At 45.2% G+C, this 25,266-nt stretch carries 22 protein-coding genes and 1 pseudogene; 3 read left to right on the forward strand and 20 right to left on the reverse strand.

Features of this window, described 5'->3' with window-relative positions:
* Positions 1 to 3: 3 nt before the first annotated feature.
* Entirely contained in the window at positions 4 to 873 is an 870-nt protein-coding gene (locus BLCOC_RS20960; protein ID WP_115625458.1) for a LysR family transcriptional regulator, read from the reverse strand.
* A gap of 105 nt (positions 874 to 978) precedes the next feature.
* Here BLCOC_RS20960 and BLCOC_RS20965 point away from each other — a divergent pair, with 105 nt between their 5' ends.
* Together BLCOC_RS20965 and BLCOC_RS20970 are read left to right on the forward strand one after the other, a co-directional pair.
* On the forward strand, positions 979 to 1,773 hold the full coding sequence (locus BLCOC_RS20965) for a PhzF family phenazine biosynthesis protein (RefSeq protein ID WP_115623261.1): 795 nt from the start codon (positions 979 to 981) through the stop codon (positions 1,771 to 1,773).
* Positions 1,770 to 2,660 carry a DMT family transporter gene (locus BLCOC_RS20970; protein ID WP_115623262.1) on the forward strand — a complete coding sequence of 297 codons (891 nt, stop codon included), beginning with the start codon at positions 1,770 to 1,772 and terminating at the stop codon, positions 2,658 to 2,660. Before BLCOC_RS20965 ends, BLCOC_RS20970 begins: the two co-directional genes overlap by 4 nt.
* Before the next feature lie 83 nt (positions 2,661 to 2,743).
* Here BLCOC_RS20970 and BLCOC_RS20975 read toward each other — a convergent pair whose 3' ends face one another.
* Positions 2,744 to 4,138: an alanine/glycine:cation symporter family protein gene (locus tag BLCOC_RS20975; RefSeq protein WP_029468119.1), complete on the reverse strand. Its 1,395-nt coding sequence runs from the start codon at positions 4,136 to 4,138 to the stop codon at positions 2,744 to 2,746.
* A 119-nt stretch (positions 4,139 to 4,257) separates the two neighbouring features.
* On the reverse strand, positions 4,258 to 5,370 hold the full coding sequence (gene ald / locus BLCOC_RS20980; protein ID WP_115623263.1) for an alanine dehydrogenase: 1,113 nt from the start codon (positions 5,368 to 5,370) through the stop codon (positions 4,258 to 4,260).
* A gap of 435 nt (positions 5,371 to 5,805) precedes the next feature.
* Between ald and BLCOC_RS20985 the strand changes: the two genes are divergently transcribed.
* A complete protein-coding gene (locus tag BLCOC_RS20985) occupies positions 5,806 to 6,663 on the forward strand; it encodes a MurR/RpiR family transcriptional regulator (protein WP_115623264.1) in 858 nt (285 codons plus the stop codon).
* 95 nt (positions 6,664 to 6,758) lie between these two features.
* Here the strand turns inward: BLCOC_RS20985 and BLCOC_RS27660 are convergent.
* The 17 genes and pseudogenes from BLCOC_RS27660 to BLCOC_RS21070 form a co-directional block, all read right to left on the reverse strand.
* Positions 6,759 to 8,446 (reverse strand): annotated as a pseudogene (locus tag BLCOC_RS27660) (response regulator); the annotation flags it as partial.
* 130 nt (positions 8,447 to 8,576) lie between these two features.
* Positions 8,577 to 9,182 (reverse strand): guanylate kinase, encoded by a 606-nt coding sequence (locus BLCOC_RS20995; RefSeq protein ID WP_165907183.1) that lies wholly within the window; start codon positions 9,180 to 9,182, stop codon positions 8,577 to 8,579.
* A gap of 42 nt (positions 9,183 to 9,224) precedes the next feature.
* Positions 9,225 to 10,526, reverse strand: coding sequence for an O-antigen ligase family protein (locus tag BLCOC_RS21000; RefSeq protein ID WP_131918303.1), 1,302 nt, complete (start codon positions 10,524 to 10,526; stop codon positions 9,225 to 9,227).
* A gap of 4 nt (positions 10,527 to 10,530) precedes the next feature.
* A complete protein-coding gene (locus BLCOC_RS21005) occupies positions 10,531 to 12,063 on the reverse strand; it encodes a lipopolysaccharide biosynthesis protein (protein ID WP_115623267.1) in 1,533 nt (510 codons plus the stop codon).
* Between the two features lie 25 nt (positions 12,064 to 12,088).
* On the reverse strand, positions 12,089 to 12,943 hold the full coding sequence (locus BLCOC_RS21010; RefSeq protein ID WP_115623268.1) for a fumarate hydratase: 855 nt from the start codon (positions 12,941 to 12,943) through the stop codon (positions 12,089 to 12,091).
* A 16-nt stretch (positions 12,944 to 12,959) separates the two neighbouring features.
* Positions 12,960 to 13,463: a fumarate hydratase C-terminal domain-containing protein gene (locus BLCOC_RS21015; protein ID WP_115623269.1), complete on the reverse strand. Its 504-nt coding sequence runs from the start codon at positions 13,461 to 13,463 to the stop codon at positions 12,960 to 12,962.
* 15 nt (positions 13,464 to 13,478) lie between these two features.
* Positions 13,479 to 14,633 (reverse strand): HpcH/HpaI aldolase/citrate lyase family protein, encoded by a 1,155-nt coding sequence (locus tag BLCOC_RS21020; protein ID WP_115623270.1) that lies wholly within the window; start codon positions 14,631 to 14,633, stop codon positions 13,479 to 13,481.
* A gap of 6 nt (positions 14,634 to 14,639) precedes the next feature.
* Positions 14,640 to 15,533 (reverse strand): peptidase, encoded by an 894-nt coding sequence (locus BLCOC_RS21025; RefSeq protein WP_115623271.1) that lies wholly within the window; start codon positions 15,531 to 15,533, stop codon positions 14,640 to 14,642.
* A 23-nt stretch (positions 15,534 to 15,556) separates the two neighbouring features.
* Positions 15,557 to 16,699, reverse strand: coding sequence for a phosphonopyruvate decarboxylase (gene aepY, locus BLCOC_RS21030; RefSeq protein WP_115623272.1), 1,143 nt, complete (start codon positions 16,697 to 16,699; stop codon positions 15,557 to 15,559).
* Between the two features lie 17 nt (positions 16,700 to 16,716).
* Positions 16,717 to 17,694, reverse strand: a complete 978-nt coding sequence (locus BLCOC_RS21035; protein WP_115623273.1) for an aldo/keto reductase family protein — start codon at positions 17,692 to 17,694, stop codon at positions 16,717 to 16,719.
* 5 nt (positions 17,695 to 17,699) lie between these two features.
* Entirely contained in the window at positions 17,700 to 19,067 is a 1,368-nt protein-coding gene (locus tag BLCOC_RS21040) for an MmgE/PrpD family protein (RefSeq protein ID WP_115623274.1), read from the reverse strand.
* A gap of 9 nt (positions 19,068 to 19,076) precedes the next feature.
* Positions 19,077 to 20,309: an ATP-grasp domain-containing protein gene (locus BLCOC_RS21045; RefSeq protein WP_242998986.1), complete on the reverse strand. Its 1,233-nt coding sequence runs from the start codon at positions 20,307 to 20,309 to the stop codon at positions 19,077 to 19,079.
* Between the two features lie 25 nt (positions 20,310 to 20,334).
* Positions 20,335 to 21,183: a sugar transferase gene (locus BLCOC_RS21050; RefSeq protein ID WP_115623275.1), complete on the reverse strand. Its 849-nt coding sequence runs from the start codon at positions 21,181 to 21,183 to the stop codon at positions 20,335 to 20,337.
* A 13-nt stretch (positions 21,184 to 21,196) separates the two neighbouring features.
* Positions 21,197 to 22,300 (reverse strand): DegT/DnrJ/EryC1/StrS family aminotransferase, encoded by a 1,104-nt coding sequence (locus tag BLCOC_RS21055; protein ID WP_115623276.1) that lies wholly within the window; start codon positions 22,298 to 22,300, stop codon positions 21,197 to 21,199.
* Positions 22,301 to 22,352: 52 nt separating this feature from the next.
* On the reverse strand, positions 22,353 to 22,496 hold the full coding sequence (locus tag BLCOC_RS21060) for a hypothetical protein (RefSeq protein ID WP_165907184.1): 144 nt from the start codon (positions 22,494 to 22,496) through the stop codon (positions 22,353 to 22,355).
* Between the two features lie 175 nt (positions 22,497 to 22,671).
* Positions 22,672 to 23,859, reverse strand: a complete 1,188-nt coding sequence (locus BLCOC_RS21065; protein ID WP_115625460.1) for a zinc ribbon domain-containing protein — start codon at positions 23,857 to 23,859, stop codon at positions 22,672 to 22,674.
* Between the two features lie 141 nt (positions 23,860 to 24,000).
* Positions 24,001 to 25,137 carry a site-specific integrase gene (locus tag BLCOC_RS21070; protein WP_115623277.1) on the reverse strand — a complete coding sequence of 379 codons (1,137 nt, stop codon included), beginning with the start codon at positions 25,135 to 25,137 and terminating at the stop codon, positions 24,001 to 24,003.
* Positions 25,138 to 25,266: the final 129 nt, after the last annotated feature.

The raw sequence follows: 25,266 nt of genomic DNA on the forward strand, positions 1-25,266 counted from the left end.
ACATCAAGGCAAAATATCCACATTATCCAATAAAAATCTAATAAAAACTTTACTTGCAATGGGAATGGTATTTTTATCTTGTGTAATTATCCCTATCTTTCTCTTCACAACAGGCTTAATGGGCAGCACAGCCACCTGGTGGCTGGACTTGCGCAAGATCAGTTCCGGAATCACACTCACCCCCAGCCCCTCCTCGATCATGGATAAAATGGAGTAATCATCATGGACGCGCAGCTTGATATCCGGCTCTATATGTTCGGCATGGAACGCTGTCATCGTCTCACTGAATGCCCCTTCCTCCAAAAGCAAAAACGGCTCTTTTGCCAGATCCTGCATAGTGACATAACTCTGTTTTCTAAGGGGATGCTCTGTGGGAAGCACGGCCATAAGCGTATCTTCCTTGATCAGATGGGTCTTTATCCCTGTAACGGCATCCGGGTTGACAAATCCAAAATCAACCTCCCCGATACGTACCCACTCGGGAATTGTAGTATAGTCCCCCTGATGAAGTATGAATTGCACATTCGGATACTGAATCTGAAATTTTTTGATCAGCTTCGGAAGCCAATGAGCCGATACACTGGAAAATGTACCGATCTTAATCACACCGGACTCCAGCCCTTTGATTTCCTTAACCATCTCCTGCATGGCCTGGTACTGTGCCACTGTCCTCTGGATGAACGGATACAGCTTTTCCCCTTCCAGCGTCAGATGGACACCATAACGGGAACGATACAGAAGTTTTACGGACAATTCTTTTTCTAATGACGATATCATCTGACTCATGGCAGGCTGTGTATACCCCAGCAAATTGGCTGCCTTTGTAAAGCTTCCCAACTCAACTATCTTTTGAAGTGCTATATATCGCTGCATTCTCAAATAACCTTTCTGCATATTTATATAATATCTATTTATTTCCCTTATTTTAAAATCCAGTATATACTAAAATCAAACCAAAGACAAGGAGATGGAACGAATATGAAATGCTATGTTGTGGATGCTTTTACGGATACTGTTTTTAAAGGAAATCCTGCTGCCGTCTGCCTTTTAGACCAGTGGCTCCCAGATGACCTGATGCAGAATATTGCAGGGGAAAATAATCTGTCTGAAACAGCTTTTATAGTCAGAAGAGATATTATTTATGAACTGCGCTGGTTTACTCCGGGAGGTGAAATCGGTCTGTGCGGTCATGCCACGCTGGCTGCTGCCTATGTGCTGATGCGTTTTATAGTCAGAGACCTAAATCAGATATCCTTTCAGACAAAAAGCGGAGAATTGACTGTTAGAAAAAAAGGCCGGCAGTATGAACTGAATCTGCCCTCTTTTCCTTTAAGTCCGGTACCGGTCACAGAAGCAATGGCCGAAGCAATAGGATTTATGCCTGATGAGGCGTGGCTTGGGCGGGACCTGGTCTGTGTCATGGAACGGGAAGAATATGTTCGGAAAGCAGCGCCCAACATGGAATACATAAAACAACTGCCCGGACTGCTGCTTCACATCACTGCAGAGGGGAAAATGTTTGACTGTGTGACACGTTCCTTTGCACCAAAATTAAAGGTTAGCGAAGACCCTGTATGCGGTTCGGGGCACTGTCATGTAATACCTCTATGGGCAGAAAAACTGAAAAAACAAGATTTCCGTGCACTGCAGGCTTCCGAAAGAAGCGGAATTTTGTACTGCCGTTTTTCCGGGGACAGGGTTCTGATTGCCGGTGAAGCAGCACTTTACTCCATTGCCGATCTGTACGTGCAGGAAAGGCGGGAAACAATATGAACAGCAAAAAAGCCGAGCTTCTGATGGTCAGCGTCTCTTTCGTGTGGGGTTCATCTTATCTGCTGATGAAAATAGGACTGGGGAGCATTGCCCCATTTAATCTGATCGCGCTGCGCTTTGGCATTGCCTTTCTTTTTATGACGCTGATCTTCTTTCCCAAATACCGCCTTGCCAAACGTTCAGACATGGTGAAAGGGATTCTGATGGGAATTCTTTTATTTCTAACCTTTTTCGGTATGGTTTATGGGGTCAACCGCACCACAGCCTCCACAGCAGGGTTTTTAGCCAGCACCACTGTTATCTTTATTCCCATTTTGGAGAGCCTTATCCGGAAGAAGCTCCCTCACAGACTGGTATTGTTCAGCATTGCCCTGGCCGGATCAGGGCTGTATCTTCTAACGGCCAAAAGCGGACTTTCCCTCACAGGCGGGTCCTTTTATTGTCTTGCAGGCGCGTTCTTTTACGCTGTTTACATTCTTCTTCTTGAAAGAACAGTAAAAACATCGGACACTCTCCTTCTGAGCATGATCCAGTTTGGAGTCATTGCCGCATGTGCTGTCATCTGTATGATGTTATTTGAAAAACCAGCACTTCCGTCATCTCCTGTACAGTGGGCAGCCGTTCTGTGTCTGGGGCTGTTCTGCAGCGCCTATGGCTTTATCGCACAGTCCGTGGCTCAAAAATATACCACAGCGGAGAAGATCGGACTGATTTTTTCCCTGGAACCTGTATTTTCTGCTGTCCTATCCTTTCTTATCTTACATGAGATCTTGGACTGGACAGATTATCTTGGAGCCGGTTTCATACTTACGGGTGTGATCCTGTCAAAACTGCTGCCGGCACCCAAAATTGCAAATGCAGAAATCTGCAGGGAATCTCTGGGATGAATCCCTCTGCAAAAATCAATCCTTGACCGGACAGACAACAAAATTATACCGCACCCAAAGCACTCGGGTGCGGTATATACATATCATGTGGGGGCAATCCCGCGTTCCTTCTCTTTGTCCTTCTCCCTTTCTTCCTTGAAAAAAGCTTTCGTCTCTGCGATCACCACAGAACTCAGCCCCAGAAGTCCGATAAGATTTGGAAAAGCCATACAGGCATTGGTGATATCCGCCAGAAGCCAGATAGGTTTCAGGGATAAAAACGGAGCCACCGCGATACACGCAATATAAACCATTTTATAAGGAAGTATGTATTTCACGCTGTTGAACAGGTATACCAGACAGCGCTCCCCGTAATAACACCAGCCGATGATGGTGGTAAAGGAGAAAAAAATAAGACCGATGGTGACCATGTACATCCCGATATCCCCCGGAAGGCTGGCATTAAAGGCCGCGTTTGAAAGCAGGCCCCCGTCCAGCTCTGATGTCTCCAACAGACCGGAAGTGATCACCACAATACCTGTCATGGTACAGATAATGATCGTGGTAAAGAACACACTTGTCATGGAAATAAGTCCCTGGCGCACACAGGATTTCGTCTTTGCCGCCGCCACAACAATGGGGGAGCTTCCAAGACCTGCCTCATTGGTGTAAATGCCCCTTGCAAATCCTGTTCGCATGGCAGTCATCACAGAGATCATAATGGTTCCGCCGGCGCCGCCCAGTACAGCATGAGGTGTAAAAGCCGATTCAAAGATAACTGCAAAGGCCTGCGGAATCGCGGAGGCATTCACAAAAAGTACCGCGAATGACCCTATCACGTAAGCAGCCGCCATAACCGGAACCACCAGCTCCGCCACACGGGAGATTGATTTTAGTCCTCCCAGGACAACCGCAGCCACTGCTATAGTCACCACAACCCCTATAGCTGCAACTGGAAGATGGAAAGCCTCACTTGCGGACTCTGTGATGGCATTTACCTGAGGAAAGGTTCCGCAGCCCAGAAGGGCTGTAATGATACCAAAAAAGGCAAACATCTTCGCAAGCCAGATCCATCTCTTTCCCATACCATTTTGGATATAATACATAGGGCCGCCGGCTATCTGGCCGTTTTCATCAACTGTGCGGTATTTTACCGCCAGAAGACCTTCGGCGTATTTTGTAGCCATCCCCACAAAGGCGGAGACCCACATCCAGAAAAGCGCACCCGGGCCACCCACCCGCAGCGCAGTGGCAACACCCACAATACTGCCGGTTCCAATGGTGGCCGCCAACGCAGTACAGAGGGAGCCAAATGCGGAGACATCTCCTTCGCCCTCCTCTTTTTCAAAAATATACCGCAGCGCTCTCGGAAGATGCACAACCTGCAGACATTTCAGTCTTAACGTAAAATATAAACCTGTCCCGATCAATAAAATCATAGTAGGCGGTCCCCAGACGACTGCCTGTACTTTTTCCAGCAAATGCAGAATACTATCCATAAATCTACCTCCAATCGTATATCCAGTGATAAAAAGAGCGCGGCAAAGGTACGAAAACCGACATCTGTCTTTAACCTATTGCCGCGCTGTAAATACTTTATGTAATATAAGTGATAGTATCAGAACAAGGTTGTAACATCTGTATTTTCCATATTATAACTTAACGATACATTTTTGCATGTACTGAATCCATTATACGTATTAATAGCAGAATACACAACGTTATTTTCTTTGCATGCTGTCTCAAGGCCCTTCTGTGCAATCTCAAGACCGTATTTTAAAGTTGCATTGGTCAGGGCGATGGTGGAGGTCCTTGGTACCGCACCCGGCATATTTCCCACACAATAGTGCACAACACCGTCTACAACAAAAGTCGGATCATCGTGATAAGTCACTTTTGTCGTCTCACAGCATCCGCCCTGGTCCACGGCAACGTCCACGATCACACTTCCCGGTCTCATTTTCTTCAGGTATGCCTTCTTCATAATCTTGGGGGCTGCCTTTCCCGGGATCAGCACAGAACCGATGACCAAGTCCGCATTAGCCACTGCATTCTCAATGGCAGCGTCTGTGCTGTACAGTGTCTGGATCCTGGCACCAAAAATGTCATCCAGATACGCAAGCCGGCTCAGGCTGATATCTGTGATCGTCACATTCGCTCCCATTCCCACAGCAATTTTACAGGCATTGGTACCAACGTTGCCGCCTCCCAAAATGACAACATTGGCCTTTGGCGTGCCAGGTACGCCGGAGAGCAGAACTCCGGAACCGCCGAAAGGTTTCTCCAGATATTTTGCGCCTTCCTGAATACTCAGGCGTCCTGCTATCTGGCTCATAGGTGCCAGCAGTGGCAGACTGCCGTTTCTCTCGATCAGGGTTTCATATGCAACACCCTTTACTTTTGATGTCAGCAGAGCATCCGTAAGGGGGCGGTCAGCAGCAAGATGCAGGTATGTGTAAAGGATCAGCCCCTCGCGGAAATATTTGTACTCCTCTTCCAGCGGCTCTTTTACTTTTATCATCATTTCTGATCTATCCCAGACTTCTTTCGCAGAGTCAAGGATCACGGCCCCTGCTTTTTCATACTCATCTGTGGTAAAACCAGAGCCAATACCCGCGTCTTTTTCAATATAAACTTCATGGTCGGCATTGACATAGGAGACAACATTATCCGGGGTTAAACCCACACGATACTCATTGTTTTTGATTTCCTTCACGCATCCTACTCTCATAATCATATCCTCCTGATATTTTTTGTTCCGCTTATTATGGAAACATCCCAGGCCGCGGAATAACTGGGTGATTTATTTATTTCAAAACCGTCTGGTTATGAAATTCCAAAGAGATACACTTATGAAATACTATGATGTAATTACTGAAATAAGTAACCGTGCTGCCGATACATTTATGAATAATATTTTTCATTATTAAAATAAAAAGATTTATTTTCTTCATTTCTTCTATGGCTTTACTTTAACACACATCAAGTATTTGTGCAATAAGACAGATTCACAAAAAATAATACAGTTTTTTTAGTTAAATTGTCCATTCTAATTTTTATAATATATGTTACAATTTTAACATACACAAAGGAAGCCCGTAATTTTCTGAAAAATCTGATTATTTAACAAAATCCCTTGGGAAAGGGATGTAATTGGGGGAATTGCATGAATGAAATAAAAGAATTACTCAAAAGTACCAAGCTTACAAAGACAGGCAAGGTTATTGCAGAATTTATCATAGATAACGTAGAGGAGGCCTGTTTTATGACCTCCACTGATATTGCCATGAAGCTTAATGTCAGTGAATCTTCTGTCATCCGCTTTTCCAGGGCACTGGGGTTTTCCGGTTTCATGGATTTTCAGCGGAATCTGCGGAACAGCTACAAAGACAAGGTCTACAGCATGTCCAGCAATATCACCGTTCCCTATGAGCGGCTGAAAATGAGTATGGAGCGTGGGGAGGCCAATTTTATGGAAGAATTCCTGGTAAACACAGAGGCTAACATTTCCTCTGTGTTGAAAAACAACTCCAGAGAAACCTTTGACAGAGCTGCTGATCTGATCATCAAAAGCCGGAAAAAATTCGTCATTGCTTCAAGAGCCAACTCCGGTGTGGGGGCCTATACTTATTTTCTCTTAAAGCACATGCTGCCGGATGTATATCCTACCAATGATTCCAATGCCAATGTCATTGACCATTTAAGTGACATCGGAAAAGAGGACTGTGTCATTGTCTACAGCTTTCCCAGATATTCCAAACTGGACAAAATGGCTGTCCAGATGGCAGAGGACGCCGGCGCAGGCATTGTGGTCATCACGGACAAGCAAAGCGCGCTGCTGGCTCAATACGCAGATATTGTCTTCACTGTAGGCCTCAACAGCAGTACCTTTTTTAACTCTTATGTGGGTGTGGAATTCCTTGCGGAGATGTTGTGTGCTGACATCAACAACAAAATCGGATGTTCCAATGAGGATAAGCTTAAGAATATTGATAAATACATCAATGAACTTCAAGTGTATTAAAAGTTTGCTTGTTCTGCTGTCTGCCCAAGAAAAAGACTCGCAAAAAAGTGGGAATACCATTTCCGGTATTTTCCCACTTTTTATTTATAATACTTTTATGAAATCCTGCTGCCTCTTAAAATCTCCGTCAGTTTCTGATAGAGCAGATCCTGGTCAATGGGTTTTGCCAGATGTCCGTCCATGCCTGCCCTGGCTGCCCGCACTACATCCTCACGGAAAGCGTCTGCAGTCATGGCAATAATGGGAATGGTTCCTGCCCTTGGATGTGAAGATTTCCGTATCAGCTCCGTGGCCTCATATCCGTCCATCACCGGCATCTGCACATCCATAAGGTTCAGATTATAGCGGTCTCCGTTCTTCATAAACTTATCCACCGTCTCTTTTCCGTCCTCCGCATAATCCACTGTGATATTGGTCATTTTCAGCAGCTCCATGGCAATTTCCCTGTTGATCTCATTGTCCTCCACTACCAGGACACAGTTTCCCTTCAGATTTGGTCTGTGTATGTCAGAATTTTCTCCCGGTATTATGACCGCCTTCTCAATCCCGGTGACGGACAACAGGGTATTATAAAGCGTGGAGGCAAAAATAGGCTTTGCAAGAAAGGCATTTGCCCCCGCCTCCCGTGCTCTGGATCAATGGCGCTCCAGTCATAGGCAGTGATAATGATGATCAGCGTATCCGGTCCTACCAGGTCACGTATACGGCGGGTCGCCTGTATGCCGTCCATATCCGGCATTTTCCAGTCAATAATGCAGACATCGTAGTCTTCCCCAACCTCATGCGCTTTCCTTACCTTCTCAACACACTGCCCTCCCGTCATCACCCAGTCAGCCCGGATACCCATTTTTTCAAGAAGAAGGGACGCGTGGATACAGCTGTCACGGTCGTCATCGGAAATAAGCACCTTCAGAGATTCCAAAACAGGCTGTTACTGCACCTGTGGGGCACCGTCTGACACAGACAGGTCAAAATCCAGCTCCACAATAAACGTACTCCCTTTTTCCAGTTCACTTTTGACTGAGATGATACCGCCCATCAGAGTCACCAGATTCTTAGTGATGGGCATTCCCAGCCCTGTTCCGCCAAATTTTCTTCCCACAGCCGCACTTTCCTGTTCAAAGGGATTAAATATGCGCTCCATAAACTCCTCACTCATACCGATCCCCGTATCACTCACTGTAAAACGAAGGCGGACCCTTCTGTCCGTGCGCTGGAGCTGACGGATCTCCAGAAGAACACTCCCGTTCTCCGGCGTAAATTTCAGGGCATTGGATAGGAGATTCAGCAGCACCTGATTCAGCCTCATGGAATCTCCTATGAGCAGAGTATCGGTAACGCCGGAAAGCGGCACTGTAAAATTAAGTCCTTTTGCCACAGCCTGAGGATAAATAATGGAGGTGACAGACTCGATCACCTTTTCCAGGCAGTCCGCCACCCTTTTTCTGTCATCAATGTAAGCTGCCGCAATGGTTGTCATACCGATAATGGCATTCATAGGCGTACGGATCTCATGGCTCATCCTGGAAAGGAAGTCCGCCTTTGCCCGATTGGCATGTTACGCCACCGACAGAGCGTCTTTCAAGGCTTCGGTCTGCTCTGTCAGCCGCTTCTGCATCTTCCGCAGTTCTGTCACGTCTGTTATATCTATAAAAATAGCAAGATAAACAGGACAGCCATTCTGCCGGTCCACACAGGTTGCATTGATCTGCAGCCACAGTGTCTTGCCAAACCGGCTCTTTACGCGCATAACAAAATGAACCGGTTCACCGGCCAGCAGACTTTGAGAAACAACAGTCTGCTTCGTAAAATGGCAAAAGCCCTTTTACAGAAGTGACATTTTCAAAAGGTATTGACACCAAACTGTAATCCTCACGTTCCTCACTATCCCTGTATCGTACACTGTCCGAAGCTCAAACTCCGCGCAGAAACTGACTGCAGTATGTTTTTATCTCCTCCACACATTTCTCCAGATTTTCATTGGTAAATCTCACTTTTATTCCGAGAGCAGTAAGGTTACTCTCAGAAAAGTCTTTTTCATCGGCCAGATACCGCCTGCATATCTCATCGATATGAGGTTCCCTCTGCATTTTTTCTCTGTCAAGTGCTCTCTGAAGACGTTCCGCGCCGCTGATTTCCAAATACAGAGGCACCATATTGCCGCTGCCATAATACCTCAGCATCTTCTCATATGATTCAAGGGTTCCTATCATTAAATAACTGCTTTTTTCCAAATCAATCTGTCCGTCATCAATTGTAAAATAGTACCAGGGACCCAACATTGTTTCATAGACACGGCTTTCTATCAAGTGTATATCATTCTCACATTGTTTATAAAACGGTATATTGCGAAAATGATATGTAACCCCATCTATCTCTCCGGTACGTATTGGTCGTGTTGTGTATATAACGACAGGTTTTAAGCATAGCGAGGCATCCTGGAGCAGCCGGTCATAAACCGTATCTTTTCCCGATGCGCTCTTTCCTAACAAATAAAATATTTTTCCTTTACTGTTCACTGTCTGCTCCTTCCGACACAGGAAATCGCGATTCAAAACCAATCAGCCCATCCCTTTTTTTCTTCTGATTTTCCTGTATGCATTATTAATGATAATACAGGAAAAAATGTATACCGAAAAAAACATCACATCATAAAACGGATCCTCTATAAACCCATAGATCATGGTAAAAAGCTGGACAAATACTGCAAAAAACACAATCCACTGTATAGCATCCTCTCTTGTTCTCCTCACCGTCATCCGTCCTACAAATACTGCTCTGCGGACCATCACCAGGATAGGTATCATCATCAAAGTAAATCCCGTGATTCCTGTTTCACACAAAAACTGGAGATAATCCAAATTTACTTCATGGGTTTTTGGATGTCCAAAGACACTTACTGACAGATCCGCAAAATGCCTCCATCCGACTCCCCAGAAAATATTCCTGTGCCACAACAGAAGCGCCTCACCATAGAGGACACTTCTTCCGGAATCAAACTGTTCTCCCGATGAAAAATTCTGAAAAAAAACCGCAAATCTATAGACCAGTGCATTATTGGGATGGGTGCTTATATAAAATCCCATCACTAAAAGCACCAGAAAAATGCCAAGAAACATTTTCCCGGCTTTGAGCCATTGTTTTTTTGAGCCGAATAATAAAAGCAATACTAAGATGCATGATATCAACAGGCAGGCCATAATCCCTTTTTTTCCGGTCAGAAGCAATGCCGCCATCATAACACCTGCTGCTATATAATTTCGTCTCTGTCCAAACCGTTTTCCCCGCTTCTTTCTTTGCAGAATCCCCCACAAGAGAATCGCAACAATTCCAAAGCTGATCGCCCCTGCAGTTTCATGAGGCCTGTAATTCACTCCAAAGTAATATCCTCTTGAATAATATGTTTTTGCAATATCTAATGCACCTGCTGATAAGAAACGGTAATAGATAGAATTAAAACTGTCTTTTAACAGAAACTGCAATACTACAAACACGGCATTCAGTTCTCCTATTAATACAATACACTTAATTCCATGTGACAATTCCCAGAGACCGCACTGCATTAACATGGCCTGTAAAATCAGCAGTGCCACTATCACACTCTGATATACCTGCCGAAGAGATGCTCCGTTGATAAACAAGCTTAACAAAATACCCGCCAGATAACAGACCAGTATAAGAGAATATTTTTCTATCCTTATTTTCGGGAAACCAAGAAGAATCACACCGGCTGAGAGAATGGTTAAAATAAGAACGTTGCTGTCCACTATTCCGTCAAAAAACCACATGGAACATGTCACCAACAAAATGAGAATGACTGACACCTGCATTTTATCAAATTTTAATATCAACTTTTTCTTCATATTGTCACCGATACAGACCTGCACTTCCCAATATTCTCCTTACCTTCATTACGGTTGCACCCATAGCAGAATTTCTGTAATTAAACAGCGGGAATATCACATTTGGTATAATACAGCATAGGATGCCTCTTAAAATCAACTGTATATAGCTTCCTCCCTTCACAAAACTGCATGCCGCATACGTAGCTGCGCAGGCAGTAACTGCAGTTCCCAGATATTTCAATGAAACAGCTGCGTATTCCTTGATCTTAACCCCAAATAAGTATTTATGGAGCACCAGTCCTGACCATGGCACAGATATGAGCAAACTAAATATAGTTGAGAGAATAACCCCGTAAACTCCAATGATCTTAACTGATGCAATATTGAATACCAGGTTTACGGACATAACCACATATGGTCTGAACCGGTCCTTCCACCAAAGCCCAGCCGCATCTTTATAAGTAAGAACTATCTTCTCACTCTGATAAATATAAAAATAAACAGCAAACAATACAACTACAGCATTGGGAAACATAAGAGACTCCCCAACCCAAATCTTCATAAACGGCTGCATCAAACACATAATACACGCAGAACACCAGGTGATCACCCAGGCATTGATAAAGGACAGGATTTGAAAGTCACGGTAATTCTTTTCCATGGTCTCTGTCTCTATGCTGTTGCCAAGCCCGGCAGTCAGGGAATTATAGATAACAAGCATGAAACCGGTCACAGCATTGAATACATAATAGTAATTATCATACATGGCGACCATGGACAGCCCGATAAACATAGACAATACAAGATTGTCTGATGAATTCAGTACAATATCACTTAATTTGCCGCCTATCAGTGCAAGCACATTCCGCTTTATATTGTTCTTTGTTTCCTTTGATACGCTTCCTCTGCACGAATACTGTGGATAAATCCTGTCCACAATAATGCTGTTTGCAAAATTTGTGGCAATGGTAAAGAGCGGCAGCATCAAAATATACCAATAATAGTTTTTAAGAGCAAATAAAAGAGCAGTCTGGCTGAGGTACATGATCATCCGCGCGATCATTGCGCGCTTACTGATGATATCATTCCTTTGGAATGCCATTAAAATCGACTGCTTATATCCAAACAAATAATAGCTTATCACTGTATTAAACAGATATATCAGATACAAAATATATAAATTCACATCTGAGGGATGAGATCCCTTCACAAGATATCCAACAAAAGGAAATAACAGAAGACCTGCTGACAATATGATGGTACCGATAATTCTGTACAACTGTTTGTATAAATTTAATAAGGCACAGATTGATTCCGTGTCATCCTCTGCAATGGGCTTATACATAGCATAGACCATTGCATTTCCCACACCTAATTCCGCCAAGGATAAAAAACTCAGCAAGGATGTAAACAAACTGTTCAGTCCCAAATATTCCACGCCGAGAACATACAATAAAATTGTGCGCATTGCAAAAGGACACAGCGTTGCAACCATACGGTACATGATCCCAAAAAATATATTCCTCGTGGCGTTTTTTGTCCTTTGTATTTTCACACCGCTCCTCCTTTCTGTAACAATTTCAGAGTTCCACCGAAGCTCTTCTCGGTTCAAAGCAGCAGCACGGCCTCAGGCAGACCACTCTCACTCCGCTGGCTCTCTGTGGACCCACCTTCATAAAAGTGGCCAATACTGTTGTGCTGCCGCCAAATCCCATAGGTCCGGTACCGGCCTGATTTACCCTCTCTGTGATCTCTCTCTCCATATGGCTTTGTCTGTCATAGGTTCCATCAACAAGCGCCTGCAGCATCATAGATGAGGCCTCATAGTGTGAGCGTCCCACTCCAACTGCAAGCGTACATGGCGTGCAGCCCAGCAACACAGCGGCATCTGCTGCCCATGAAACGATCTCATCCAGCACAGTCTGCACACTGTGTCTATGAAATATCCGGTAAGTCTTTCCCCTGATCGCAGGCCCCCCGCCGAACATCAGCACATGCAGCCTGACCGTATCCTCCTCTGTACTTCTTATCAGTATGGGGGACGCCTCAAGAGCACCCGGGTCCTCATCCATGCCAAGGGACTGGTCTATCCTGTGATAAGCATCACCTTTAACTGCCATGGGGCGACCCGGCAGTTTTCTCAGTCCCTGCCGTATTCCCTCCCTAATGGATTCCAACATTTGTCCCGTAACCGCTTCCCGGCGCCCTGCCTCTAAAAGCAGATGGGGAATTCCGGTATCGTCACAAAGTGGACTGCTGTTTTTTTCAGCCGCCAGCGCGTTTTTCAAAATAATCTCCAAGGCCCACTTTGCCCTCTCATTCTTTTCTGCTGCAATCGCTCTTTCATAGGCTTCCTTTTTATCCGGAAGAAATACGGAACCTGCACGTACAAGGGTTTCACTGACTTTATTCACAATTGTTTCATCGTAATTCATAATGCCTTTTCCTCCCTTAATAAATGCTCCTGTTATGCGCTGCCCCTATAATAGCCGGAAACTCTTTTACCTTAAGCTCATAGAAGGCTTCCATTCCCAGATGGGGAAATGCCACAAGGCGCCTGCTTATGGTGTTTTCCTCCAGCAGTGCCGTCACTGGAGGAATCACAGCATATACGGAATTGCATGTATCAAGCACTGAAACCGTATTTTTTCCGATTGCTCCCTTTCCGAGATGCAGCTTAACACCAGCTCTTGAAAGAGCCGGAAAACTGCTCTCGATTTCCAGCTTATTACTGGATGTGGGGCCCACACCGGCGGGGCTTACTGCCGTGTGGAAAATAACACTTCCACGCAGATCGATCCCATATTCCCACAGTGTATTCTCCTCGATCAGTTTACAGATCTTGGGAAGGACAGCGTCCCTCCCGCAGTAAATCCTCCCTGACAGCAATACCATATCCCCAATATGTAAATCCTCTGCTGTCTCCTCGGAAATGGGTGTAGTCAGCATTTTCATATCTGTTCCCTCATCTCATTGTGTCTCATCCGGTGAAAAAAGTCTGATATAACTGTTCTCATTTTCTATTACCCCATACGCACGTGCTCTCATATATATCTTGGTGGCCCAATTGGTATGAGGCTTCACCTCATTCATCTTGTTTCCGTTCTCTCCTTTGAACACCCCGCCCTTTTCGCTGCTGAGAATATTGACTGCGTCCCGGTATTCCTCCTCTGTTACTGCCTGCATCGCATTCACATACTTGATATGGGTGGGATGGATAACAGTCCTTCCCACAAAACCATTGGCTTTATCCAGAATGACTTCCCTTAGAAGTCCGTCAATCTCTGTATTGACTATGGGAATACGCTTCAGCAGACAATCCTCAATATCGTAGCTTGGAAGTTCGTCGAACATCATATTTTTGCTTGCCCGGAAATATTCCCACACAGGACCTGATATAACATAGTCATTATTTCTCCCGAAGACATTAATGATATCGGACAGGATTTCCCTGACTGTCAGTATGTCATATATGGAGTAATCCACTCCTCTTCTCACTCCGAAATAAGAGGAGAAATCTGTTGCGCCCACGCGAACCTGCAGGACAATATCTTTATACTTGTCCAGAATCTCCTTGATACTTATGAGTTCTGTCATCCTTGTATCCTTGAATGCAGCCTCCGGGTCTTCTATGATAGGCATTCCGTATAAAATCTCTCCGAATTTCTCATTGAGATGTTTCAGGTAGAACATATAGACATTGCCGTTATGAGCATTGAACTTAGGAAAATTGATTCCCGTCAATGCCTTTACATGATGCTTGGTAAGTTGTTCTGCGAAACGGATAAACTGTTCCTGACTTCTCACGCGGCAGAATATCAAAGGCAGATCCTCATATGTCAGTTCACCGCTATCAAGCGCTGTGCTCAGGACATCCAGAACATGAATGACATTTTTTTCCGCTTCTTCCACCTGTCCTTCCGGACAGGCATCCTCAAAACAGAAGACCATGGAGGTAAGACCCGGCATTTCGTGGTTTAATATCTTTTGAGAAAAATCCTTGGTACCCGGCATATACATAGTTGCCCCAAGACAATACTGCAGAATATCTTTATCTGAGTATTTTGAAAACTCCTCAGGCTTTACTATGAATTCAAAATCGGGATTATATTTATGGTGTCTCATCTCTCGTTACCTTATTGAGCCTTTCTCCGAACAGATTGCTTCCGGATAATAATTGTCAATCATTCTCTTAACAAGGGATACCTGTCTGGCACGCTTCTGTGCATCATCCGCAGAGGATTCCCAACTGTGTGTCTGTGCCACGGATCCGCCGGTCTTCAGATAAATAGGCGCGGCTATGCGGATCATCTCCGGTACCTCATAGTGCCGTACAAAACCACCTGTGGACTTTGGATTCTCTGTATGTATGTCAATGGGCACATCCACTGCCTGACGCATAGCTGCCAGCATCTGAAGCTGAATATCACGCACCGGATTTATGGAATCTGCGCCAATCATCTCCAACAGCCTGGCTGAACAAGGATTTCCATGACCGGCGTGGGCGGAGATCTTAAAGCGGCAGTCTTTTGGGATAGCTCCCTCTTTCCGCATCTCATTCAGCAGCCACAGACAACCCTCATCATATACCAGGAAAGACCGGCAGCCGAACGCTGCAGCACGTTTTACATCTTCTACCGCGCGTACGATCTGTTCTTGTCCCCGCAGGCGGTATCCCATGCGGACTCCCTCCGGTGTATTGACAGATGCGCTGGTATCCGTAGTTGCCCTGGGCCCAATGGCCAGAAGCAAATCTGTCTGTGCCTCTTTTGCAAGACGGACCATCTCTATAATTTCATTGTCTGTCAGCATCATGATCCCTTTTGTCTGGGTCACGCGATGCAGGCTGATCCCGTATTTATCCATGGCCTCCAGTAATGCCTCCATCACTTTAGGACCCTGGATCCCCGGCACTTCAAACCGGTATTGTGCACCGTCTGCAAATCTTTTTTCCGATGTAGGAAGGTCATAAGCATCTCCCTCAGGCAGTCCCATACTCTTTAAAAACTCTCTTGTTTCTTTCATTCCATAGTCCTCCTTTTATTTGATCATCTGTTGTTACCCTTTGATAATTCATCCATCAGTTCCCGGATCAGTTTTTCATGTGATATTTTCAGGGCCGGCAGTTCTCCTTTTAATCCTTTACGAATTCTGACATCTATCAATGCCGCCTGTTGTCCGTGCTTCAGTATCCCAAGTACTTCTCTAAGTGCTTCCCTTGAACCCACCGGACCTTCCACGGTCTTATATCCGGACCCTTGGGCAATTTTTGTAAAATCAACCCGGTAGCCGGCGGACGGCTGGCCGCCTACGGATTCATGGGCACCATTGTTCAAAATAATGTGGAGAAGGTTGGGGACATCCGTCTTACTTGCCATGGTGAAAGCCCCCATGTGCATCATTGCCGCGGCATCTCCATCCAGACAGACAACCAGTCTCTTCTTATTGGCTGCGGCGATCCCAAGAGCAACAGAAGATGCATGTCCCATGGAACCAACATTCAGGAAATCGTTCTGATGCCCTTCCTTTCTTCTCTCTCTCAAGAAATACAGCTCTCTGGAAGCCCTGCCTGTAGTTGCCGTATAAATGGTATTTTCCGGCAGAGTATCCAGGATGATTTCTATCGCTTCCTCCCGATACAGGGGATATTCTGTGTCCGTTATATTAGGCTTCTTCCCTCCGGCGAATACGCCTTTTCGCCCAACGATGGCAGCAGGGCGCTTTTCCCTTTTGGCATTCTCCACACATTCCCTTACCTGCTCTTCCAGACTGTCATCCTCATCTTGGGCGATCACATAGGGAATCCCCAGCATATCCAGGATCTTGAGTGTAACCTCTCCCTGTGTCTGATGCTGCGGCCAGTCACCGCTTCCCGGTTCTCCCCGCCACCCGATCAAAAGGATCATGGGCACACTATAAACATTTTTATCCACCAATGAAAGAAGCGGATTCAGTGCATTTCCCAGTCCGGAATTCTGCATATAAACCAGCGGCACCGTATCTGTACTGAAATAATACCCTGCGGCAATGCCGACGGCATTTCCCTCATTGGCTGCTATCATATGTCTTTCAGCCGCCACATTCTTCATCAGGCAGTTGCAGAAACCGTTCAGATAGGAATCCGGCACACCTGTGAAGAATTCAACGCCGGCTGTCCGCAGTACATTTAAAAATCTTTCCTGATCGATCATTCTCTCTGTATCTCCTTTTAATTTCCCCGGCTCTTCTCCGGAATGTAATATTTAAAATATTCAGGTGCATCTGCCCTGCTTATCTCCCATGCCTCCCAAACAGCCTGGACGATCTCATCGGGAAGCTTCCCTTTTTCCAGGGCCGCCATATTCTGCTCCAGTTGTGAAAGCCTGGACGCTCCGATGATAATGCCGTCACCTCTCCTGGCTTTCAGCATGGAGTGATAGGCCAGCCATCTGTAGGATGCCTCAATGATATTGATATCATGATCCGCACATGCCTCTCTGATATGGTCTGCCGCACGGAAATAAGAATTTTTCCAATACCTCTGTTGATAGTTGGGGCGGTTTGTAAAACGTCCTTCCTTGAGAGATTTGTCTTTTCCGGAATATTTGTTTGTCAGCATCCCGCCTGCCAGTGGGTTATATGCGTAAAAACGCATTCCATAGTGATCCAGGGCACAGTCCAGTTCCCGCTCCGCAAACCGGCTCAGCGGATTATAAAGTCCTTCATATACTTTTGGAAGCATCCAGCCATGGGTATCACAGATGTGGTAAACTTCCCCTACAAGCCATGCGGGAAAGTTGCTTAATCCTAATTCAGAAAATTTTCCTTCCTCATAAAGCTGCGCACATGCCTCCAGTGCGGATTCCACCGGCGTATCAGGATCCGGAAAGTGGAGATACAACGTATCCGCCTTATCCAGCTTCAGTCTCTCCAGTGACTCATAAAATTGTGTCAGTACAGCTTGTCCATCTAGATGGCCTGTGATCCTTGGATTGACCTTTGTGGCAATTTCAAATCTGCTGCGATCTATATGTTCCAGGGCTGTACCCAGCAGTCTTTCACACTCTCCATTGTTATAGACATAAGCAGTGTCCAGCTCCCGGTACCCGTGGTCTAAAAAGCACCTGACCATATCCTCTGTATCTCTGCCAAATATCTGTTCCCCGAACGTCATAGTCCCAAGGATGAGTTTTACCTTTTCCTGCATTTTACCTATTCTCCATTCTTATGATATGAAAGGTATTCAAACAACCCTTCCATACTTCCATTCATGTTTTCTACAGCATCCAAGATTTTTCCGGCCTCTGTCTCTGTCATTCCTCCATAGACAGCCAGCTCCAGAAACCGATCCGCAAACTCCCTGTCGGAAAGAGGATTCTCCGGTTCCCCTTTGGGAAAATCAACTCTTTTTGTATACTCTTTCCCTGAATATGTACTCAATTTAAGGACCGCGGATGTCTTCTCCGGAAACTGAGCGGTAAGCGCCTCGTCCGATCGCACGGTAACCTTTGCAGCCAGATCCAATACTTCCCGCTCTTTTACATGGGCAGGATCATATTCCCTCAATCCGGCCTTTCCGTACACCAGACCTGCCGCAACCCCGTAGGGTATGCTCATCTTAGCGGATGCCGGCCCCGGAATCACTGTATGGTCATGCTTATCCACAGCCCAGTAATATGTTTTCACCTCTACCGCTGAAATGTCAGAGATCCTGAACCCATACTCTGCTCTCATACTGATGGCAGCTTCAATGGCCGGATGACAGTAGCGGCAGGCTGCATATGGTTTGGTGTAGGTTTTCTCTACAGCGTAGGTTCCGTGCAGAAGAGGGTTTTTGAGTTCTATCTTCTCATCTCTTATCATCATTTTTAAAAATCCGCGGAAACCGCCCAGGGGATCCGGATGCCCTGTAAATCCTGCCTGTGCCATCTGAACAGATGTTAAACCCAACAGCGCTGATTTTGCCACATTATACGGCTTCAATTCAGCCCCGTCATCCAACACTTTCAGCATTCCTGACGCAGATACACATGCGGCCGAAAATGCATTCCTTGTCTGTTCCTCCGTAAAATCCAGCATATGAGCTACCGCCAGCGCAATGCCCAGCACTCCACAGGTCCCCGTCGCATGGTATCCCATTTCCTTATGTCCGGGCTGTATGGACACTGCCATGGTAAAGGAGGTTTCGTATCCTATGACAGCAGCTTTCAAAAATTTTTTATATGTAATATCATATTTTTGTGCTAAAGGCAGCAATACAGAAAATATAGGGGAACCCAGATGTATGATTCCCGTATTGGTTCCATCATCAAAATCCAGTGCATGTCCGTTTAAACCATTAAGAAAGACAGCATCCTTCAGTCCCATTTTCTGCTTCACGCCAACAGCGGTAAATGCCCCAGCCTCCGGCTCCGCAAACTGTAAATACGCCTGAAGCTTATCACTTATTGCCTCTGCACCTGCAAGTGTCACTCCTATGTAATCCAATAAGGATTCTTTCGCCCTTTTGTATACTCTATCCGGAATTTCATCTGCAAAGGCGTTCCGAATCCTCTCAAGAAATATATCCGTTGCACTCATAACAACCTCCTAATCCAGTTCAGGCAGCAAATCGTGCCTCATGATATCCCGTCCATCGGCTGATATCACCTTTATCCTTGAAATTGCCTGATTATGTTTTTTTACATATTCTTCATAGGAATCCGCAACAAAAGTAATGGCGGCGATCCTGTCCGCGCTGCTCTCCACATGCTCAAATTCCACACCCGGATTCTTCAATACAAAAGCCGCTTCCAGCAGGCCGTTATCCAGACATTCCCCAACATTTTCCATGTGATCGAATACGCCTTCACTACAGTAAATGAACTCATTTACCACAACTCCCGGATAGAAAGAAGGCCTTACATCCACCTCTTTTCCTTCAAAGGCATCCACCGTCAGTTTTATTACATCTATACCGGATGCCGCCTCTATCATATGATACTTGACACATCCGCCTGTTCTGGCGCTGAATTCTACAATGTAGATATGGTCCTGTTTTTGCAGTAATTGTATCAGCATGGGACAATTGTTCAGATGGAATACATCGGTAATTTTCTGTGCTGCGTCTTCAATCTGCTTCATGACCGAATCCTTGAGCCTGGCCGGATACTGACCTTTATAGATAACGAACTTTTGCCTGTCCCGTATTTTCTCACTGAAAGAACAGCAGATTATTTTTGCCTTTTTACCGCATACAAACAAATCCACAGAGACCTCATTTCCTTCTATAAACTCTTCAATAACTGCGGTGCCGGTTCTGCTTAATTTCAGCGCATCTCCCACTGCTTTTTTTAATTGGGAATCATTCAGCACTTTCACAACACCTTTAGAACTGTTGCAGTCAGCCGGTTTGACAACAAGAGGATACGGAAGATCACAGTGAAACTCCATAGAATTTACAGTCATATGTCTGGCCGTAGGGATTCCGTTTTTCTCAAATATTTCTTTCATATACTGTTTGTTGGTGACAGCAAGTCCTGTATCTGCCCCAATATAACAAGGCAGATCCAACTCCCCGGAAAGTCTTGCAGCAGTCTCCAGTGCCTGGTCGGTACAGCAGGTGATGATCATCTCCACTTGTTCTTTAACAGCAATTTTCCGAATTGCCTCCACGTCTAAGGTGCTCTCTCTGTAAAATTTATCGGCAAAAGGTTCTGCAATGGGATGTTCTGTATAATCGGCTAAGATCACATAATAACTCCTGTTCTGTAATTCTTTGATCAGCCTTATCTGCGGCAGACCTCCTGCTAAAACCAATGCAGCCTTACGTCTCATTTGCATATCTCTCTCCTTAAATATTTTCTCATCATGCACAATTCCTTTCGCTGTATCTGTCTGCAACTGCCTCATCTATGCTTTTATATCCATGGGTTGTCAGAAACTCGTCCACAAATCTATCCGGCACAGCCTTTGTGTAAATCACATTTCCATCCGTGTCATATCCCATCAGACCACCGGTTTTTGCCTGGGAACGGCTGGACGTACTCCTGCGGTCCAAAGCAATAGCCACCATCCGGAATAATAATCTCACATCCAGCATAAAGCTGCAGTTTTCCGCATACCATACATAGTTGTCCAGCCGCTCCTGCCAGCTTAAACAGTGATCCACATGCTGGGGAGTAGGGCATTCAAGGCCCGGACGTACTTTGTATATGGTTTTATGCCTGTCGCTGAGACGCTCAAAATAATAATCAAGCAGCGGCCTTGGACCTATGATGCTCATATCGCCTTTTAAAACAGAGACAAAATTAAGCAGTTCATCCAGGGACGTCTTTCTTGCAATTTTTCCCCACTTTGTCACCCTCTGGGAGGGTGGGAGAAGTTCACCATTCGCATCCGTTTCATTTGTCATATTTCTGAATTTGTATATGGTGAACTTCCTGCCCTCTATACCGATCCTCTTTTGATGGAACAGAACCGGACATCCCACATCAAAAAAAGTGATCACGGCAAGCACTAAATTAATAGGCGCTGTGACAGTAAGCGCCAGGAGTGAAAAAACAATATCTATACATCGTTTTCCATAGCGGGTATAAAAGGAGTCTTTCACCTCAGCAGGCTTCAGTTTATGGTTTACAATTGTTAGATTATCCCGTTTGATATAATCTGCGATCTCTGCTTTCTGGGAAAATGATAATTCATTGATATCTACCATATGTATGTTCTCCTTACGCTTTTAGGATCAGCTCACAGATCCTGTCCACATCTTCCAGTTCCAAATCCGCATACATTGGCAGTGTCAGGATGTTCAAAGACACCTCATGCGCAACAGGTGTAGGCAGTACACTGTAATTCTTTTTATAGCATTCCATATCATTTATCGCGGGATAAAAATACCTTCTGGCAAAAATATCATTTTCTTTCAAATAGCTGTAGATATCATCCCTTGTCTTACCAAACGTATTGGCATCAACAAACACCGGATAATAAGAATAATTAGGTGTCACGCCATCTCTCAGTTTCATGAGGCGCAGTCCCGGCACATCTCTGAGATTTGCATCATATCGCTCTGCTGCCTGTTTTCTGCCGGCAATGTTCTCATCCACATGACGCAGATTGCAAATGCCCATAGCTGACCGGAACTCATCCAGTTTTGCATTTCCACCGATGTCGGCAACATCATCTTCTCCATGGATACCGAAATTCTTCAGCTCATGCAAGCGGATACCATAGCTCTTATCCCTGAAAGCCACAGCTCCGCCCTCAATGGTATTGAAAACCTTCGTGGCATGGAAACTGAACATCGTCATATCGCCGTAATTTCCAATTCCGACCCCTTTGTATTTCACACCGAAAGCATGGGCGCCGTCGTAAATCACTTTCAGTCCATGTCTGTCAGCAATCTCCTGGATTGCCTCCACGTTGCATATATTTCCATATACATGGACAGGCACGATTGCTGCTGTTTTATCTGTGATCAAACCTTCAATTTTGCTTACATCCATCGTGTAATCATCCGGGCTGATATCACAAAATACCGGCACCAGTCCATTCCGAGCTATGGCATGTGCGGTTGAGACAAAGGTATATGGAGTGGTAATAACCTCAGACCCTTTTGGAAAATCCATAGTTTGTATTGCCATCTCCAATGCCATGTGCCCATTTACAAAAAGTGACAGTTCCGGCACGTCCAAATAGCGGATCAGCTGCTGCTGCATTTTTTTATATACCGGTCCCATATTGGTCATACGCTTTGATTTAAAAATCGGCTTGATCTCTTCTACAAATTCATCCCATGATGCAATTGAAGACTGCGTGACATAAATACTCATTTCCTCATAATCTCCCTCATATATTTCCGTATTTTTTATCGGTTTCTCTGGTTTATTTTCCAGCTCTCTGTATAAATATTTCCTGTTCTGTATCTTCCCTCTTTCTGTCACCTGAACTGATTTTTGCAAGGGCAAAAATCACAGCGGATAAAAGCAACATCATCAGAACTACCAATACAAAGATCATCAGCCCCATGGTCTTCCCTCCTGCCTTTTTCTTTTATTACTTTGAATATTCTCTGCCGAAAACGGCAATTCTTTACCGACTCCCTAAGGGGCCGGACGGCGATATTCAACCGGAAACCACACGTCACTGGCATATGGCCTCCTGCCGGTTTCCCGGCATTTATGATAAGAGTGAATACTCACACTTATGCCTTATCTGATTTTCTCTTATCGGCAAAATCCTGCAGACATTTCAGCCCCAGATTTCTGGCACTGTTCAAAAATCTGCTTCCCTGATGTCCGTTTTCACATATAAACATCTTTCCTTTTTTCTTTACCTTCCCGCCGCAGTTAAAACATCTGCTGCTGGTTCCCTCTGCACTTAGCTCCAAAACCACAATCCCCTCACACCATGCCTTATACTTTAAAAATTTTCTGATCCTGCACTCCAACTGAAGCGGAGAATATATTCCGGAACGGTATCTGACCATTTTTGTGAATGCCTCATCATAAGCCGGAAGAACAATTACTTTTGCCTGTTCCTGTATACAAAGGTCAACCGTTTCCCTGCTCACTTGGTGGGCATAATGTTCGGAAAGATTTTTCAGATGCATATAATATCTTCGGTTTGGCTGCGGCGTGTCATCATTGTCGGTATAGATCCTGGACTTCGCGATTTTTTCCTTGATCGCTTTACACTCTGCACTGTATGCATCGCCTCCCCGGCAGGAATATACTGCCTTTTGTCTCCCATCTGCATCCAAAATACAGCACATGGCAAAAATATCAGTATTGGTAAATTGAACGCTGCATATATTCTCTTTATCCCTCATCCGTTCCTTGGCATTTCTGGCATCCGATGTCTGCAGCTTGACCGGAACATGAAGCCAATACTCTTTATTTTTGAAAACTACGGATGGGGAAAGCAGCAGACTTCCCTCAGGAACCGCCTGCCCTTTTAATCTGCTGTCCATCCAGTGCCACTTTTCTCCGTCCCATACCTTGAGATCGATCCTGTCCTCCTGCATATTTTTATACATGCCTTTAAAATAAGTCACAGAGGCATTGATGGATTCCGGTATAGTAAAATCCGGTGTCTTCCCTGTATGTTTATATTTTGTAAGGAGGCTTTTCAAATTCCCGGAGGCTTTGTTGATGGCTGAACGACGAAAATAAACCGGTACTTTATCATATGGAATGGGATGTTCCGGCTGTCTTCCATCTCTGCCTGCAATCGTCAGATGTTCCAGGTTTCCCTGTATCTGAAGCAGATTCTGCTCCCATAGTTCTTCATGATCCAAAAGGAGATGATAATAGAAGATCAGCACCTTACGGTAATGTTCCTCTGTTCTTTCCAGCCATTCCGGATGCGGACAGCGGAGTTTGTATTTCATTGTTTTAATGCAGTATCCTGTTTTCATTTTTTTCCGTAAAATAGACATATTTTTTCTGAAATACGACCGAAATAAAAAAAGACAGGCCAGAAGCCCATACTGCGGCTTCTGACCATTTTACAGACCACCAATCATTTGATTTCAAGGTGTTGTGAGCTGGTTCATATATTCCCTCTTTGTCTCAGCCTGTATGTGGACATAAAGGTCAAGCGTTGTTTTTACAGACGTATGCCCCAGAATCTCCGACAGGGATTTTGTGTCAAAGCCCTGCTCTATCCAGCGGCAGGAGAACTGATGGCGGAGGGAATGTATTTTTATGTGGGGTATCTGGCATTTTTTCAGAAGAGACGCGTATCTTCTCTGAACCGTACGGGGTTCCACGCAGTTCTCCGTTCCTGTCAGGAGAAAACAGCTGCCATTTTTCTTCAAAGCCGTTCCGAGAGAAAGCAGACGGTCCGGAAGAGGGATTTCACGGATGGAGGTGGATGTTTTAGGTGTGCCGATATTAAGGCGAGTCCTGGGGGATACCCCTTTTCCCTCTGAGAAAGTCACATCCAGATTCTTCACACGCGTAACTGTCCGGCGGATGTAGATTTTACGGTGGCTGAAGTCTAAGTCTTCCCATTTCAATCCACACAGCTCTCCCACACGTATGCCTGTATACATACACAGAAGGATACCAAATGTAAACGGGTCCAGGCCCTCACTCAGAAAAGCATCCAGCTTTCTGAAATCCTCCTTGCTCATGATCCTTATCTCCTTTCCGCCGGCGGGAATCCGCGGAAATTTCAGAAGTTCAGCGGGAAAGCACCCCAGCTCCTGCCCATAATGAAGCAGATTCTTCAGCACGCCCATGATCACGTGGATACTTCCGTAGGACATTCCTTTTTCCAGCTCCCGCTGGACAAAGTTCAAAAGGATACGATTTGTAAATTTTCTGATAGGTGTATCCCCTAAAACCGGCAGTATATGGTTGTCCAGGATCTCACCGTAATTTGAATAGGTACTTACTTTGATGGTATAGCGGATATGGTTCCTCCACTGAACGCTGACGGTACGTATCCTGTCATCCTCTAGCAGTACAGACGGCTGATTTCCATATGCAAGAAAAGACGGGTATTCTGAAATGATTTTTATTTTCTTGTCCTTTACCTCCTTATACGACTTGCCATACAGGTAACCATACCTGATTTTCCCGTCCACATCACGACCTTTCATATAGCGTGCCTCCCAACGGCCGTCTTTCCTTTTTCTGATGTTTTCACCTTTTCTGGGCATTTTGACCTCCTTGATCTGTTGAATCCTGTTCACAGATTCATACCACTTTTTTGACCACTCATAATCGACAGTTTCCACCGTGAAAAGGCTTTATTTCTTATTACTCTCATGACAGGGCCTTTCTGCCGC

This window comes from Blautia coccoides (assembly GCF_034355335.1).
Classification (GTDB): Bacteria; Bacillota; Clostridia; order Lachnospirales; family Lachnospiraceae; genus Blautia; species Blautia producta.